12 protein-coding genes are annotated in these 14,126 nt (G+C 61.2%); 8 read left to right on the forward strand and 4 right to left on the reverse strand.

Features of this window, described 5'->3' with window-relative positions; all coding sequences use genetic code 11:
* Window positions 1-75: 75 nt before the first annotated feature.
* Together KGA96_RS04605 and ompR are read right to left on the reverse strand one after the other, a co-directional pair.
* Complete coding sequence (locus KGA96_RS04605; protein ID WP_046040789.1) at window positions 76-1,389, reverse strand: ATP-binding protein; 1,314 nt, start codon at window positions 1,387-1,389, stop codon at window positions 76-78.
* Window positions 1,390-1,504: 115 nt separating this feature from the next.
* Window positions 1,505-2,245 carry a two-component system response regulator OmpR gene (ompR, locus tag KGA96_RS04610; RefSeq protein ID WP_046040787.1) on the reverse strand — a complete coding sequence of 247 codons (741 nt, stop codon included), beginning with the start codon at window positions 2,243-2,245 and terminating at the stop codon, window positions 1,505-1,507.
* A 360-nt stretch (window positions 2,246-2,605) separates the two neighbouring features.
* Here ompR and KGA96_RS04615 point away from each other — a divergent pair, with 360 nt between their 5' ends.
* The 7 genes from KGA96_RS04615 to tauD all read left to right on the forward strand — a co-directional run bounded on the left by KGA96_RS04615 (window position 2,606) and on the right by tauD (window position 11,014).
* The gene (locus KGA96_RS04615) at window positions 2,606-4,930 is read left to right on the forward strand and encodes a Tex family protein (protein ID WP_046040786.1); all 2,325 of its coding nucleotides are present in this window, start codon (window positions 2,606-2,608) and stop codon (window positions 4,928-4,930) included.
* The gene (locus tag KGA96_RS04620) at window positions 4,930-5,313 is read left to right on the forward strand and encodes a PaaI family thioesterase (RefSeq protein WP_007972875.1); all 384 of its coding nucleotides are present in this window, start codon (window positions 4,930-4,932) and stop codon (window positions 5,311-5,313) included. The genes KGA96_RS04615 and KGA96_RS04620 overlap by 1 nt, the downstream gene beginning before the upstream one ends.
* Before the next feature lie 316 nt (window positions 5,314-5,629).
* A complete protein-coding gene (gene gshA, locus KGA96_RS04625) occupies window positions 5,630-7,213 on the forward strand; it encodes a glutamate--cysteine ligase (RefSeq protein WP_046040784.1) in 1,584 nt (527 codons plus the stop codon).
* 295 nt (window positions 7,214-7,508) lie between these two features.
* On the forward strand, window positions 7,509-8,486 hold the full coding sequence (gene tauA, locus KGA96_RS04630) for a taurine ABC transporter substrate-binding protein (RefSeq protein WP_046040783.1): 978 nt from the start codon (window positions 7,509-7,511) through the stop codon (window positions 8,484-8,486).
* 15 nt (window positions 8,487-8,501) lie between these two features.
* Window positions 8,502-9,296 (forward strand): taurine ABC transporter ATP-binding subunit, encoded by a 795-nt coding sequence (gene tauB, locus KGA96_RS04635; RefSeq protein ID WP_223511845.1) that lies wholly within the window; start codon window positions 8,502-8,504, stop codon window positions 9,294-9,296.
* Window positions 9,293-10,126 carry a taurine ABC transporter permease TauC gene (gene tauC, locus KGA96_RS04640; protein ID WP_223511850.1) on the forward strand — a complete coding sequence of 278 codons (834 nt, stop codon included), beginning with the start codon at window positions 9,293-9,295 and terminating at the stop codon, window positions 10,124-10,126. The genes tauB and tauC overlap by 4 nt, the downstream gene beginning before the upstream one ends.
* A 45-nt stretch (window positions 10,127-10,171) precedes the next feature.
* A complete protein-coding gene (gene tauD, locus KGA96_RS04645) occupies window positions 10,172-11,014 on the forward strand; it encodes a taurine dioxygenase (RefSeq protein ID WP_223511860.1) in 843 nt (280 codons plus the stop codon).
* A 159-nt stretch (window positions 11,015-11,173) separates the two neighbouring features.
* On the opposite strand, the gene mgrA is transcribed toward tauD, so the two are convergent.
* Window positions 11,174-12,211 carry an L-glyceraldehyde 3-phosphate reductase gene (gene mgrA / locus KGA96_RS04650; RefSeq protein WP_046040777.1) on the reverse strand — a complete coding sequence of 346 codons (1,038 nt, stop codon included), beginning with the start codon at window positions 12,209-12,211 and terminating at the stop codon, window positions 11,174-11,176.
* A gap of 133 nt (window positions 12,212-12,344) precedes the next feature.
* The gene (locus KGA96_RS04655) at window positions 12,345-13,235 is read right to left on the reverse strand and encodes a LysR family transcriptional regulator (protein ID WP_223465373.1); all 891 of its coding nucleotides are present in this window, start codon (window positions 13,233-13,235) and stop codon (window positions 12,345-12,347) included.
* Window positions 13,236-13,355: 120 nt separating this feature from the next.
* Here KGA96_RS04655 and KGA96_RS04660 point away from each other — a divergent pair, with 120 nt between their 5' ends.
* The gene (locus KGA96_RS04660; RefSeq protein WP_046040774.1) at window positions 13,356-14,096 is read left to right on the forward strand and encodes an SDR family oxidoreductase; all 741 of its coding nucleotides are present in this window, start codon (window positions 13,356-13,358) and stop codon (window positions 14,094-14,096) included.
* Window positions 14,097-14,126 lie beyond the last annotated feature (30 nt).

A 14,126-nucleotide genomic window follows, 5' to 3' on the forward strand; every position in this document is an offset into this window, starting at 1 on the left:
ACGGTTGTCTGGTTTTGCGGCTGCTGCGCAGCCGAACGGGAGCAAGCTCCCTCGCCACAAAGGCCTCTGTGTTTGCTAAACAGCATCCCGCGGCAACATCAACCCCAACGGCAACCGCACCCGAGCTTCCAGCCCACCGCCCGAGCGGTTACGCAGCTCAACATTCCCGCCATGCATCGAAGCAATCCGCTTCACGATCGCCAGACCTAATCCGGTACCTTTGCCACCCCGGGCACGATCACCGCGAGTGAACGGGTTGAAAATCGCTTCCAGTTCCGATGGATCAATACCGGCACCACGGTCCATGACACTCAGCACCACATACGGTGCGCTGGTATCCCCGGATACATACGCCGCCACCTCCACACCGCTGCCAGCATGATGCAGCGCGTTGCCGATCAGGTTGTTCAGCAGCCGCTTCATCGACACACGACGCAGTGGGAACGGCTGGATAGGCTCCAGGCGTAACCGCACTTTTTCTTCGGTCTGGTTATACGGTGCGGCAACTTCACGGACCAGGTCGCTCAGGTCAACCTCTTCCACCGACTCATCGCGCCCGTCACGAATGAACGCCAGGAACTGATCGAGAATCGCATCCATGTCCTCGATGTCACGAACCATGTCATTGGTCAGGTCAGTGTGATCGCCCATCAGCTCCAGGGACAGGCGCAAGCGGGTCAATGGCGTGCGCAAGTCGTGGGACACCCCGGCCAGCATCAGTTCACGCTCGCGACCGGCCTGCTCGACGTCTTCGGCCATCTGGTTGAAGGCGCGGTAAACTTCGGTCATCTCACTCGGCGTATCGCTGATCGGCAGGCGTACGCTGCGACCCTGACCGAGTTGCCGCGCGGCATACACCAGACGCTTCAAAGGTTGATTGAGCTGGCTGACGAAGATCCAGGCCGAAGCGGTGGACAGCAGGCCAATGGCGAGGAACCAGCCCAGTACGTTCCAGATTTTCTGGCCGCGCAGCGGATGGGGATAAAGCGGTACTTTCAGCCAGCCATCGCCCAGGCTTGGCGCCCGGACCCACAGCGCCGGTGGCGAATGCATGCGCAGCCGGACTTCAGTGTCGGCACCCAACTCCGCCTGCATCTGCCGCTGGTAGATCTCGCTGTAAGGCCAGTGCTGTTCGCCTTCCGGCACGCCGGCACCCACCACCCGTATCAGGGTCGCGGCCTCGGCGATCTTGCCGCGACTTTCTTCATCGGCCGCCCAATAGGCGCGCAGCGTCAGGGCGACACCGTGGCTGTACTGGCGGTCCACCAATACGTCTTCGTTCATCAGCAGATAAACCAGGGTCAGTGCCTTGGAGAAGAGTACGACGATGAGCACCAGCCAAAGGGTGCGGGAGAAGAAGCTCTGGGGGAACCAAACGGGGGTTTTCATGGATAACCGTTAAACACTTGCAGGAGCGAGCGATGCTCGCATATTGCGGATCGCGAGTCTGCGGACAGGATCGATTGATCCGCTGTCCGCATGACCCGCTCCTACAAATCGCCAATCACTTGGTGGCGGTACCATCCGGTACAAACACGTAACCCACGCCCCAGACAGTCTGGATGTAACGCGGTTTGGACGGATCGGGCTCGATCATCCGGCGCAGACGAGAAATCTGCACATCGATGGAACGCTCCAGAGCATCCCACTCGCGGCCACGAGCCAGGTTCATCAGTTTGTCGCGGGTCAGCGGCTGACGTGCGTTCATCACCAGAGCCTTGAGTACAGCGAACTCACCGGTGGTGAGCATGTGCACTTCTTCGCCGCGCTTGAGCTCGCGGGTGGCCAGGGACAACTCGTAGTCACCGAAGGTCACGCTTTCGTCTTCGCTGCCCGGGGCGCCAGGCACCGGAGCCGACTGGCGACGCAATACCGCTTTGACGCGAGCCATCAGCTCATCGGGGTTGAACGGCTTGGCCAGGTAATCGTCGGCGCCCAGCTCCAGGCCCTTGATACGACTCAGCTCGTCGCCCTTGGCGGTGAGCATGATGATCGGAATCTGGTTGTTCGCGCTGCGCAGGCGGCGGCAGGCGGTCAGGCCGTCTTCGCCGGGCAACATCAGGTCGAGGACGACCAGGTTGAACACTTCGCGCGCCAGCAGGCGATCCATTTGCTCGGTGTTCGGTACGGCGCGGGCGCGGTAGCCCTTGCTGACGAAAAAACGTTCCAGCAGGCTGCTGAGCCCCGGATCGTCGTCAACGATAAGAATTTTTTCGCCTTCAGCAGTTTGTGCAGTGCTGCTCATTGGATGCTCCTTTGATCTCGGCGCGCATTATGGCGTAGCTGCCGTTATACGCACCGTGTGCATTGTTAGCAGATTTTTCCTCCAGCGCCAGAAAACCGGCCATTGCACCTGCAATCCGCGATGTCCCCGAATGCCGGAACGCTGGTTATAATGCGCGGCCTTTTGTGTCAGGCAACGTCAGACAGGTACTACAGACGGACGCGTTTTTTTTCATGGCGTCGGCAGTAATTGTTCGATTTCACGGGTCAACGGGATACCTTTTGATCCAGGTAGCGGCGCAGGCCAGGCCGCTCAACCAGACTCGCCCAGGTCCTATCTCTGCGCCTGCGAGCCTGCTTTCACAATTTGTCAGGTGGTTTTATGGACAGCATCAACAGCCGCATCGCCGAGGAACTCGGTGTACGCCCACAACAGGTCGAAGCGGCCGTCGCGCTACTCGATGAAGGCTCTACCGTTCCCTTCATCGCCCGTTACCGGAAAGAAGTGACCGGCAGCCTCGACGATACGCAATTGCGTCATCTGGAAGAGCGCCTGCGCTACCTGCGAGAACTCGACGAACGGCGTATCAGCATCCTCGCCAGCATCCAGGAGCAGGGCAAGCTGACCCCGCAACTTGAACGCGACATCAAGCTCGCCGACACCAAGACCCGTCTCGAAGACTTGTACCTGCCGTACAAGCAGAAGCGCCGCACCAAGGGCCAGATCGCCCTGGAAGCCGGCCTGGGCGAGCTGGCCGACGGTCTGTTCAACGACCCGTCCCTGAACCCGGAAACCGAAGCCGCACGCTTCATCGACGCGGAAAAAGGCGTGGCCGATGTGAAGGCTGCCCTCGAAGGCGCCAAGTACATCCTGATGGAACGCTTCGCCGAAGACGCAGGCCTCTTGGACAAGCTGCGCAACTACCTGAAGCAGGAAGCCACCCTCAGTGCCCGCGTGATTGCCGGCAAGGAAGAGGAAGGCGCCAAGTTCCGCGATTACTTTGAACACGACGAACCGCTCAAAAGCATGCCGTCGCACCGCGCGCTGGCGATTTTCCGTGGTCGCAACGAAGGCATCCTCAGCTCAGCGCTAAAAGTCGGCGACGAACTGCCGGGCACCATGCACCCGTGCGAAGGCATGATCGGCCAGCAATTCGGCATCCAGAACCAGAACCGTGCCGCCGACAAATGGCTGGGCGAAGTGGTGCGCTGGACCTGGAAGGTCAAGCTCTACACCCACCTGGAGACGGATCTGCTGGGCGAACTGCGCGATGGCGCGGAAACCGAAGCGATCAACGTGTTCGCCCATAACCTGCACGACCTGCTGCTGTCGGCCCCGGCCGGCCCACGCGCCACCCTGGGCCTCGACCCGGGCCTGCGCACCGGTTGCAAGGTCGCCGTGGTCGACTCCACCGGCAAGCTGCTGGATCACGCCACGGTTTACCCGCACGTGCCGCACAACAAATGGGACCAGACCCTCGCCGTGCTCGCCGCCCTGTGCGCCAAGCACTCGGTGGACCTGATCGCCATCGGCAACGGTACCGCCAGTCGCGAGACCGACAAGCTGGCCGCTGAGCTGATCAAAAAATACCCAGCCATGAAGATGACCAAGGTCATGGTTTCCGAGGCCGGCGCATCGGTTTACTCGGCATCGGAGCTGGCCTCCAAGGAATTCCCGGACCTCGACGTGTCGATCCGTGGCGCCGTGTCGATTGCCCGTCGCCTGCAAGACCCGTTGGCTGAGCTGGTGAAAATCGATCCGAAATCCATCGGCGTCGGCCAGTACCAGCACGACGTGTCGCAACTGAAACTGGCCCGTGGCCTGGATGCGGTGGTCGAGGACTGCGTGAACGCCGTCGGCGTGGATGTGAACACTGCGTCCGTGGCGCTGCTGGCACGGATCTCCGGCCTCAACGCGACCCTGGCGCAGAACATCGTCAGCCACCGCGACGAGCACGGTGCGTTCAAGACCCGCGCTGCGCTGAAGAAAGTCGCGCGCCTGGGCGAGAAAACCTTCGAACAGGCCGCTGGATTCCTGCGCGTCATGAATGGCGAAAACCCGCTGGACTCGTCGGCGGTTCACCCGGAAGCCTATCCGCTGGTTCAGCGCATCGCCGCCGAAACCGACCGTGACATCCGCTCGCTGATTGGCGATGCCGCGTTCCTCAAGCGCCTCGATCCGAAGAAGTACACCGATGAAACCTTCGGTCTGCCGACCGTGACCGACATCCTCCAGGAACTGGAAAAACCCGGCCGCGACCCGCGTCCCGAGTTCAAGACCGCCGAGTTCCAGGAAGGCGTCGAAGACCTCAAGGACCTTCAACTGGGCATGATCCTCGAAGGCGTGGTGACCAACGTGACCAACTTCGGTGCCTTCGTCGATATCGGCGTGCATCAGGACGGTTTGGTGCACATCTCTGCACTTTCGGAGAAGTTCATCAAGGATCCACGGGAAGCGGTGAAGGCCGGTGACGTGGTGAAAGTGAAGGTCATGGAAATCGACATCCCGCGCAAACGCGTTGGCCTGTCGATGCGCATGAGCGACACCCCGGGCGAGAAGATCGACGGCGCTCGCGGCGCGCGTCCGGGGTCGGCGCCACGCCAGTCCCAGAACACCGCACCGCGCAAGGAAACCACGGCGGCAGCACCGAGCAACAATGCCATGGCTTCGCTGTTCGCCAATGCCAAGCAGTTGAAGAAACGCTGATGGACATTCCCGCCGGGCTGACCGAAAGCGCGTTTTTCAAGCTGCTGGGCTGCCGCTTGCACAGTCTGGAAACCGGGGTGGCGCAAGTCGCCCTGGCGCTGGAACCGGAGCTGCGCAATCGCGGCGGCAAGCTGCACGGCGGGGCCTTGTTCAGCCTGGTGGACATTGCCATGGGGCTGGCCTGTTCCAGCACCCACGGCTTTGACCAGCAGAGTGCGACCATCGAGTGCAAGATCAACTACATCCGAGCCGTCTCAGATGGCGAGGTGATGTGCACGGCGCGGGTGATCCACCCGGGCCGCCGCACACTGGTGGTCGAGGCCGATGTGATGCAGGGCGACAAACTGGTCGCAAAAGCACAAGGCACGTTCGCTGTCCTGTAGCTAGTCGTCATCAATTTGAGTTAATTTCGGCAGTACGCAACCTGTGGGAGCGGGCTTGTGGCGAGGGGGCTTGCCCCCGTTTGAGTGCGTAGCACTCACAAAATCCTGGTATATGAGAGACTTTGGGGCTGCTTCGCAGCCCAACGGGGGCAAGCCCCCTCGCCACAGACTTGCTCCCACAGGGATTACTGCAATCAGTTATTTACCGGTTCAGTGCGGCTCCAAAACCAGGCGAAAACGCCAGTTTTAACTTCACCCTTGTAGACCGTCTTGCCCACCCCCATATTGGGGCGACTGACGCGTGAAGGAATCCAACTTGAGCGAACTTCTCAACCGCCGCCTGGCTCTGCTCGGCGAGCGCGCTAACCTCTCTCTGCTCGAACAGTGCCTTCACGGCATCGAACGTGAATGCCTGCGCGTGACCGATGAAGGTCGCCTGGCGCAAACGCCGCACCCGGAAGAATTGGGTTCCGCGCTGACCAATGAACAGATCACCACCGACTACTCCGAGTCGCTGCTGGAGTTCATCACCCCGGCCCTGCCCGATCCTGCCGATACGCTGGCGAGCCTGGACAGCATTCACCGCTTTGCCTACAGCAAGCTCGGTAACGAGTACCTGTGGAGCCCATCGATGCCGTGCCCGTTGCCGGCCGAGGAAGATATCCCGATCGCCTATTACGGCACGTCCAATATCGGGCAGCTCAAGTACGTCTACCGCAAGGGTCTGGCCCTGCGTTACGGCAAGACCATGCAATGCATTGCCGGCATCCACTACAATTTTTCCCTGCCGGAAAAACTCTGGCCGTTGCTCAAGCAGGCCGAAGGCTTTGTCGGCACCGACCGCGATTTCCAGTCGTCGTCCTACATCGCGCTGATCCGCAACTTCCGCCGCTATAGCTGGCTGTTGATGTACCTGTTCGGTGCTTCACCCGCACTGGACGCCGGCTTCCTGCGCGGTCGTTCGCACCAGTTGGAACAACTGGACCCGCATACCCTGTACCTGCCGTACGCCACCAGCCTGCGCATGAGCGACCTGGGTTACCAGAGCAACGCCCAGGCTGGCCTGACGCCGTGCTACAACGATCTGAACAGCTACACCGACAGCCTGCGCAAAGCGGTGGCCACGCCGTATGCGCCGTATGTCGAAGTCGGCACCCACCAGGATGGCGAGTGGGTACAGCTCAACACCAACATCCTGCAGATCGAAAACGAGTACTACTCCAACATCCGCCCGAAACGCGTGACCTATACCGGCGAACGTCCTATCCAGGCGCTGATGGCCCGTGGCATCCAGTACGTCGAAGTACGCTGCCTGGACATCAACCCGTTCCTGCCGATGGGCATCGACCTTACCGAGTCGCGCTTCCTCGATGCGTTCCTGCTGTACTGCGCGCTCAATGACAGCCCGCTGCTGACCAACACCAGTTGCGGCAACGCGACCTCGAACTTCCTCAGCGTGGTCAAGGAAGGTCGTCGTCCGGGCCTGCAACTGCAACGGGATGGCCAGCCGGTTGACCTGAAGGAATGGGCCGGCGAGCTGCTGGAAAAAATCGCCCCTCTGGCGGCGATGCTCGACCAGTGCCATGGCGGCGATGCCCACAGCAAGGCGCTGGACACCCAGATGACCAAGGTCCAGGACCCGTCCCTGACGCCGTCGGCCCAGGTATTGGCGTCGATGGCCGAGCACAAGGAAAGCTTCGCCCAGTTCTCCCTGCGCCAGAGCCAGGCCCATGCCGAGTTCTTCCGCAGCGAGCCTTTGCCGGCTGAGGAGCAGGCGAAGTTTGAAGAGCGGGCGCGTTCGTCGCTGGCTCAGCAGGCTGAGCTGGAACAGAACGAAGTCGGTGATTTCGATGTGTTCGTCGGGGCGTACCAGGCGAGCATTCTGGCGATCAGTAACTAACCGTCAAACACAGGTCCCCTGTGGCGAGGGGGCTTGCCCCCGCTGGACTGCGCAGCAGTCCCAGATCAGACCGACACCGCAGTATTTAGGGTAAACCGAGTTGCCTGCATTACGACTGCTTCGCAGCCGAACGGGGCGGTTCGGCGCTCCGACAAGCCCCCTCGCCACAATTCAGCTGTCGCTCCTCAATATTCCCCTCATAAGCTAATTCGAAAAAGTTATTTATTTTCGAATTCTTAGATCATTTAGTCTCTTTCTCACGCCGACAATCGGTCGCCTGACAAGGAGCTTTCTGATGAAACTGACTTTCCCTCTACGCTTGCTGGCGGCCGCTTCCTTGGCTACCGCGAGTTTTTTTGCCCAGGCGGCCGACTTCACCGTCGCCTACCAGACCACCGTTGACCCGGCGAAAGTCGCCCAGGCTGACGGCGCTTACGAAAAGGCCACCAAGGCCGATATCAGCTGGCGCAAATTCGACAACGGTGCCGACATCATCGCCGCCATCGCCTCCGGTGACGTGCAGATCGGCTATCTGGGTTCCAGCCCTTTGACCGCCGCCATCACCCGTAAAGTCCCGGTCGAAACCTTCCTCATCGCCACCCAGATCGGCGCCGCCGAAGCCCTGGTCGCCCGCGACGGCTCCGGGATCAAGACCCCGCAAGACTTGATCGGCAAGAAGATCGCCGTGCCGTTCGTTTCCACCGGCCACTACAGCCTGCTCGCCGCGCTGAAGCACTGGAACATCGACCCGTCGAAAGTCACCGTTCTCAACCTGGCTCCACCCGCGATCATTGCCGCCTGGAAACGCGGTGACATCGACGCCACGTACGTGTGGGATCCGGCCCTCGGTGTCGCCAAGGAAAACGGCAAGGTACTGATCACCTCCGGCGAGCTGGCCAAGTTCGGCGCACCGACCTTCGACGCCTGGATCGTGCGCAAGGATTTCGCCGAGAAGCACCCGGAGATCGTCACCGCGTTCGCCAAAGTGACCCTGGACGCCTACGCCGATTACCGCAAAGACCCGCAAGCCTGGCTGGCCAACCAGGGCAACGTCGACAAGCTTGTAAAACTGTCTGGCGCCAAGGCCAGCGACATTCCATTGCTGTTGCAAGGCAACGTCTACCCACTGGCGGCTGACCAGGTGCTCACCCTCGGCGCGCCGACCACCAAAGCCATCACCGACACCGCGGCGTTCCTCAAGGAGCAAGGCAAGGTCGAGGCGGTACTGCCGGACTACGCGCCGTACGTCAGCGCCAAGTTCATCACCAACTGATCGGGAGTCAATGCGATGGCCTTGCTACAGCTGGAGCGCATCAGCGCACAGTACCCCGGCAATCCGGAACCGGTGTTGGCGGATGTCTCACTGAGCCTGGGGCCCCGGCAATTGCTGGTCGCCCTTGGCCCGTCCGGCAGTGGCAAGACTTCGCTGTTGAACCTGATTGCCGGTTTCGTCGAACCCAGCGCCGGGCGTATCACCCTCGACGGCGTGCCCGTCAAAGGCCCGAGCGCCGAGCGCGGCGTGGTGTTTCAGGACGACGCGCTGCTGCCGTGGCAAGACGTTCTGGCCAACGTCGGGTTCGGCCTGGAGCTGGCCGGTATCGTCCGGGACAAACGCGAAGCTCGCGCCCAGGAAATGCTCGCCCTGGTCGATCTTTCCGGTTTTGAACAACGCCGCATCTGGCAGCTTTCGGGCGGCCAGAAGCAACGTGTCGGCCTGGCCCGCGCCCTCGCCGCCGATCCGCGTGTGTTGCTGATGGACGAACCTTTCGGTGCCCTCGACGCCTTCACCCGCGAGCAGATGCAGGAGCTGTTGCTGCAAGTCTGGCAACGCACCGCCAAGCCGGTGTTCCTGATTACCCACGACATCGAAGAAGCCGTGTTCCTCGCCACCGACCTGATTCTGTTGGCGCCCAACCCGGGGCAAATCGTCGAGCGCCTGAGCCTCGATTTCGGTCAGCGTTATGCCGCCGGTGAGTCGGCTCGCTCGATCAAGTCCGACCCGCGTTTTATCGAAACCCGCGAACACGTACTCGCCAAAGTGTTCTCCCAACGCAGCGCCGCCCAGCGGCAGGAGCGCGCATGAGCAGCTACGAAATTCCCGTCGCCGCGATAACGCCTGGCTCAGCCGTGATTCCGGTAAGTCGCCGCTTGAGCACTCGCTGGATCAGTGTGCTGACGCTGGTCGTTCTCGTTGCTATTTGGTGGGCCGTGACGGCGACCGGTTTGATCGAGCCGCTGTTCCTGCCGCCGCCCTCCGCCGTGCTGCAAAAAGGCTGGCTGCTGGCGACCTCGGGTTATATGGATTCAACCCTGTGGCAGCACCTCGACGCGAGTCTGAGTCGTATCGGCCTGGGCCTCGGCTTTGCGATTCTCACCGCCGTGCCGGTGGGAATCGCCATCGGCGCCAACCGTATCGCCCGTGGTGTGCTCGACCCGCTGATCGAGTTCTACCGGCCGATTCCGCCGCTGGCTTATCTGCCGCTGATCGTGATCTGGTGCGGCATCGGTGAATTGTCGAAAGTGCTGCTGATCTACCTGGCGATCTTCGCCCCGATTGCCATCGCCACCGCCACCGGTGTGCGCACGGTCGACCCGGCCAAATTGCGTGCCGCGCAGTCGCTGGGCGCAACACGCGTGCAGTTGATTCGCCACGTCATTTTGCCGAGTGCCTTGCCGGACATTCTGACCGGTGTGCGCATTGGCCTCGGCGTGGGTTGGTCGACGCTGGTCGCCGCCGAACTGATCGCCGCCACCAGCGGCTTGGGCTTCATGGTGCAATCGGCCGCGCAGTTTCTGGTCACCGATGTGGTGGTACTGGGGATTCTGGTGATTGCACTGATCGCCTTCGCGATGGAGTTGGGCCTGCGTGCCCTGCAACGCAAATTGGTGCCGTGGCATGGCCAAACTCACTGATTACTCGCACCCACAGTTGGCACCTCCAGATTGAAGAGAACCACCATGAGTGACTTGACCATCGTCCCCCTAAGCTCCGCCCTCGGCGCACAGATCAGCGGCGTCGACATCAGCCAGCCGCTGAACCTGGAGCAGCGCGATACCATCGAACAGGCCCTGCTCAAGCATCAGGTCCTGTTCTTTCGCGACCAGCCGATCACGCCACAGCAACAGGCGCGATTCGCCGCGAATTTCGGCGACCTGCACATTCACCCGATCTACCCGAATGTGCCGGAGCAACCCGAAGTGCTGATCCTCGACACCGCCGTCACCGACGTGCGCGACAACGCGATCTGGCACACCGACGTGACCTTCCTGCCGACCCCGGCCATGGGCGCGGTGCTCAGTGCCAAACTGCTGCCGGAGTTTGGCGGCGACACGTTGTGGGCCAGCGGGATTGCAGCGTATGAAGCTCTGTCGGCGCCGCTGAAAACCTTGCTCGAAGGTCTGACCGCTACCCATGAATTCACTCGTTCGTTTCCGCTGGAACGCTATGGCAATACGCCCGAGGCACTGGCCCAGTGGGAGGAAGCACGGCGCAAGAATCCGCCGCTGTCGCACCCAGTGATCCGCACGCACCCGGTCAGCGGGCGCCGCTCGCTGTTCGTCAACGAAGGCTTCACTTCGAAGATCAACGAGCTGTCGGAAACCGAGAGCGAGGCGATTCTGAAGTTCCTGTTCGCCCATTCAACGCGACCGGAGTTCACCATTCGCTGGCGCTGGCAGCAGGACGACATCGCGTTCTGGGACAACCGCGTGACCCAGCATTACGCGGTGGACGATTACCGCCCGGCGCGGCGGGTGATGCAGCGGGCGACGGTATTGGGGGATGTGCCTTTCTTTCGCTGAACCCTGATTTCTTTATTGACCAATCTGACCCCATCGCGGGCAAGCCCGCTCCCACAGGGTCCGAGTCGTACACATAATCTGTGAACACAGCTGAACCTGTGGGAGCGGGCTTGCCCGCGATGAGGCCGGAACAGGCACCAGAAATCCAGTGCCGATCACCTATTCCGCAGTAGATGGCTTCTCCCAAAGATTGATCCCGCCCTCCTGGGCAAACCGGTCAATCTCCGCCAGTTCCTGCGCACTGAAGCTCAGGTTCTTCAACGCCCCGACGTTCTCGATGATCTGCTCCGGCCGGCTCGCGCCAATCAAGGCCGAAGTGACCCGAGGATCGCGCAGGGTCCAGGCCAGCGCCAGTTGCGCCAGGCTCTGGCCGCGACGCTTGGCGATTTCGTTGAGTGCCCGCACCTGGGCAATGTTGGCCTCGGACAAATGCGACGCCTGCAACGAACCACCGCCCGGACGGTTGACCCGCGCATCCGACGGCACGCCGTTGAGGTATTTGTCGGTCAGCAAACCCTGGGCCAGCGGGGTAAAGGCAATCACGCCGGTGCCGAGTTCGTCGGTGGTATCCAGCAGGTCTTTTTCCACCCAGCGATTGAGCAGGTTGTAGGCCGGCTGGTGAATCAGCAGCGGCACTTTCCACTCTTTGAGCAACGCCGCCATTTCGCGGGTTTTCACCCCGGAATAGGACGAGATGCCGATGTACAGCGCCTTGCCCTGCTGCACCGCTGTGGCGAGCGCGCTGGCGGTTTCTTCCAGCGGAGTGTCCGGATCGAAACGGTGAGAATAGAAGATGTCGACGTAGTCCACGCCTAGGCGTTGCAGGCTCTGGTCAAGGCTGGCCAGCACGTACTTGCGCGAGCCGCCACCCTGACCGTAAGGGCCGGGCCACATGTCCCAACCGGCCTTGCTGGAGATGATCAGTTCGTCGCGGTACTGCTTGAAGTCTTCACGCAGTAAACGGCCGAAGTTGATCTCGGCGCTGCCATACGGCGGGCCGTAGTTGTTGGCCAGGTCGAAGTGGTTGATGCCCAGGTCGAACGCCGTGCGCAACAACGCGCGCTGGGTATCGATCGGCGTGCTGTCGCCGAAGTTGTGCCACAGGCCCAACGACAGCGCCGGCAGCACCAGCCCGCTGCGGCCCACGCGGCGGTAGGGGATGGAGTCGTAGCGGTTTTCGGCAGCGGTGTAAGTCATCGAATCCTCTCTTGTCTGTCTTGAATCTGGTATCGACTGCTTCGCCAGTCGCCCAGCATACGCCCGGACAAACGCCAGAAAACCCCTGATTCGACTAATTGCTGAAACGTTTCACATATTTCCCGCTGACAAGCTACCGCGCCCCCGCAAACACCTCACCCAACCAATCCACAAACACCCGGACCCTGGGCGACATGTGTCGGTTGTGCGGGTACAGCACTGAAACCGGCATTGATGGCGGTGGGGTGTCGGTGAGGATTTCCTTGATCAACCCTTGGGCAATTTGCGTTTCCATCCGGTAGTGCGGGCACTGGATCAGGCCCAGTCCGGCAATCGCCGAGGCGGCGTAGATTTCTGCGCCGAACACCGAGACCGCACCGTCGATGGCCACTTCCTTGAGTTCACCGTCCACCATGAATTCAAAGGGAAACAATTTGGCCGTCGTGCGCGAAACGTAGTTCACCGCACGGTGCTGGCTCAGGTCGGCAAGGCTTTTCGGTTCGCCGTATTTGCGCAAATAGGCGGGGCTGGCGCAGGTGATCTGACGCAGGTTGGCGACACGTTTGCCGATCAGCGTGGAGTCGCCCAATGTTCCTGCGCGCAACACACAATCGATACCTTCGGTGATCAGGTCGACCTGACGGTCAGCCTCGCTGATGGACAGCTCGATGTCGGGATAACGCGCCATGAATTGCGGCAATGCCGGGATCACGAAATGCTTGGCCAATGTCCCGTGCAAGTCCACCCGCAGCCGCCCCTTCGGTGCCACACCGCGAAACGCCAATTCCGCTTCTTCCAGCTCTGCCAGCAGTTGCACGCAACGCAGGTAGTACGCCTCGCCATCCAGCGTCGGACGCACCTTACGCGTGCTGCGCTCCAACAAACGCGTACCCAGCCAGGCCTCGAACTGATTCAGGGTGTGGGTCAGCGTCGCGCGTGGCAGGTTCAGGTCATCGGCAGCCTGCGTGAAGCTGCTGCGCTCGTAGATCCGCACAAAAACCTTCATCGCTTTGACTTGGTCCACAGCTCACTCCAGGCACTCGATTGTTGGCGATTATTGAACAGTCAAGGCAACTCTCGTGCATTTATCGCCCTGAGTAAACATGTGAAATTGACTTCACACCCCATCGACAGGAACACCAACATGACTCATCAAACTCCGAAAGTTGCCATCGTGACCGGCGCCTCCCGCGGCATCGGCGCGGTCATCGCCAAACAACTGGCCAGCGAAGGTTTCGCCGTTGCCATCAACTACGCCAGCAGCGCCACCGAAGCCTCGAAGCGGGTGGTGGAGCTACGTCAGGCCGGCCACCAGGCCATAGCGATCAAGGCCGATGTGGCCAATGCCGACGACGTGCGCCGGATGTTCGACGAGGTTGAAACCCAGTTCGGCAAGGTCGATGTTTTGGTGAACAACGCCGGCATCCTCAAGGTCCTGCCGCTGGCGCAACACAGCGATGAACTGTTCGAGCAGAACTTCAACATCCACGCTCGCGGCACCTTCAATACCCTGCGTGAAGCGGCGGCCCGCCTGAACAGCGGTGGCCGGATCATCAACTTCTCCAGCAGTACCGTCGGCATGAACCTGCCGGGCTACGCGGTGTACATCGCCAGCAAAGCGGCAGTGGAATCCCTGACCCAGGTGTTCGCCAAAGAGATGCGCGGGCGCAACATTACCGTCAATGCGGTGGCTCCCGGACCGGTGGCGACTGAGCTGTTTTTGCACGGCAAGAGTGAGGAGCAGATTCAGAATTTCGCGAAGATGGCGCCGCTGGAGCGTCTCGGTCAGCCAGAAGACATTGCCCGTGTCGTGTCCTTCCTCGCCGGGCCGGATTCAGCGTGGGTCAATGGGCAGATTTTGCGGGTCAATGGTGGGTTGGTTTAACTATGCTCAAACAGACACCGCGATAGCGGT

This window comes from Pseudomonas sp. GL-R-26 (assembly GCF_019947365.1).
Lineage (GTDB): Bacteria > Pseudomonadota > Gammaproteobacteria > Pseudomonadales > Pseudomonadaceae > Aquipseudomonas.

Coding starts and splice junctions, on each gene's coding strand:
- KGA96_RS04605 (WP_046040789.1), bottom strand. CDS start 1,389: ATGAAAACCCCCGTTTGGTTCCCCCAGAGCTTCTTCTCCCGCACCCTT.
- ompR (WP_046040787.1), bottom strand. CDS start 2,245: ATGAGCAGCACTGCACAAACTGCTGAAGGCGAAAAAATTCTTATCGTT.
- KGA96_RS04615 (WP_046040786.1), top strand. CDS start 2,606: ATGGACAGCATCAACAGCCGCATCGCCGAGGAACTCGGTGTACGCCCA.
- KGA96_RS04620 (WP_007972875.1), top strand. CDS start 4,930: ATGGACATTCCCGCCGGGCTGACCGAAAGCGCGTTTTTCAAGCTGCTG.
- tauA (WP_046040783.1), top strand. CDS start 7,509: ATGAAACTGACTTTCCCTCTACGCTTGCTGGCGGCCGCTTCCTTGGCT.
- tauB (WP_223511845.1), top strand. CDS start 8,502: ATGGCCTTGCTACAGCTGGAGCGCATCAGCGCACAGTACCCCGGCAAT.
- tauC (WP_223511850.1), top strand. CDS start 9,293: ATGAGCAGCTACGAAATTCCCGTCGCCGCGATAACGCCTGGCTCAGCC.
- tauD (WP_223511860.1), top strand. CDS start 10,172: ATGAGTGACTTGACCATCGTCCCCCTAAGCTCCGCCCTCGGCGCACAG.
- mgrA (WP_046040777.1), bottom strand. CDS start 12,211: ATGACTTACACCGCTGCCGAAAACCGCTACGACTCCATCCCCTACCGC.
- KGA96_RS04660 (WP_046040774.1), top strand. CDS start 13,356: ATGACTCATCAAACTCCGAAAGTTGCCATCGTGACCGGCGCCTCCCGC.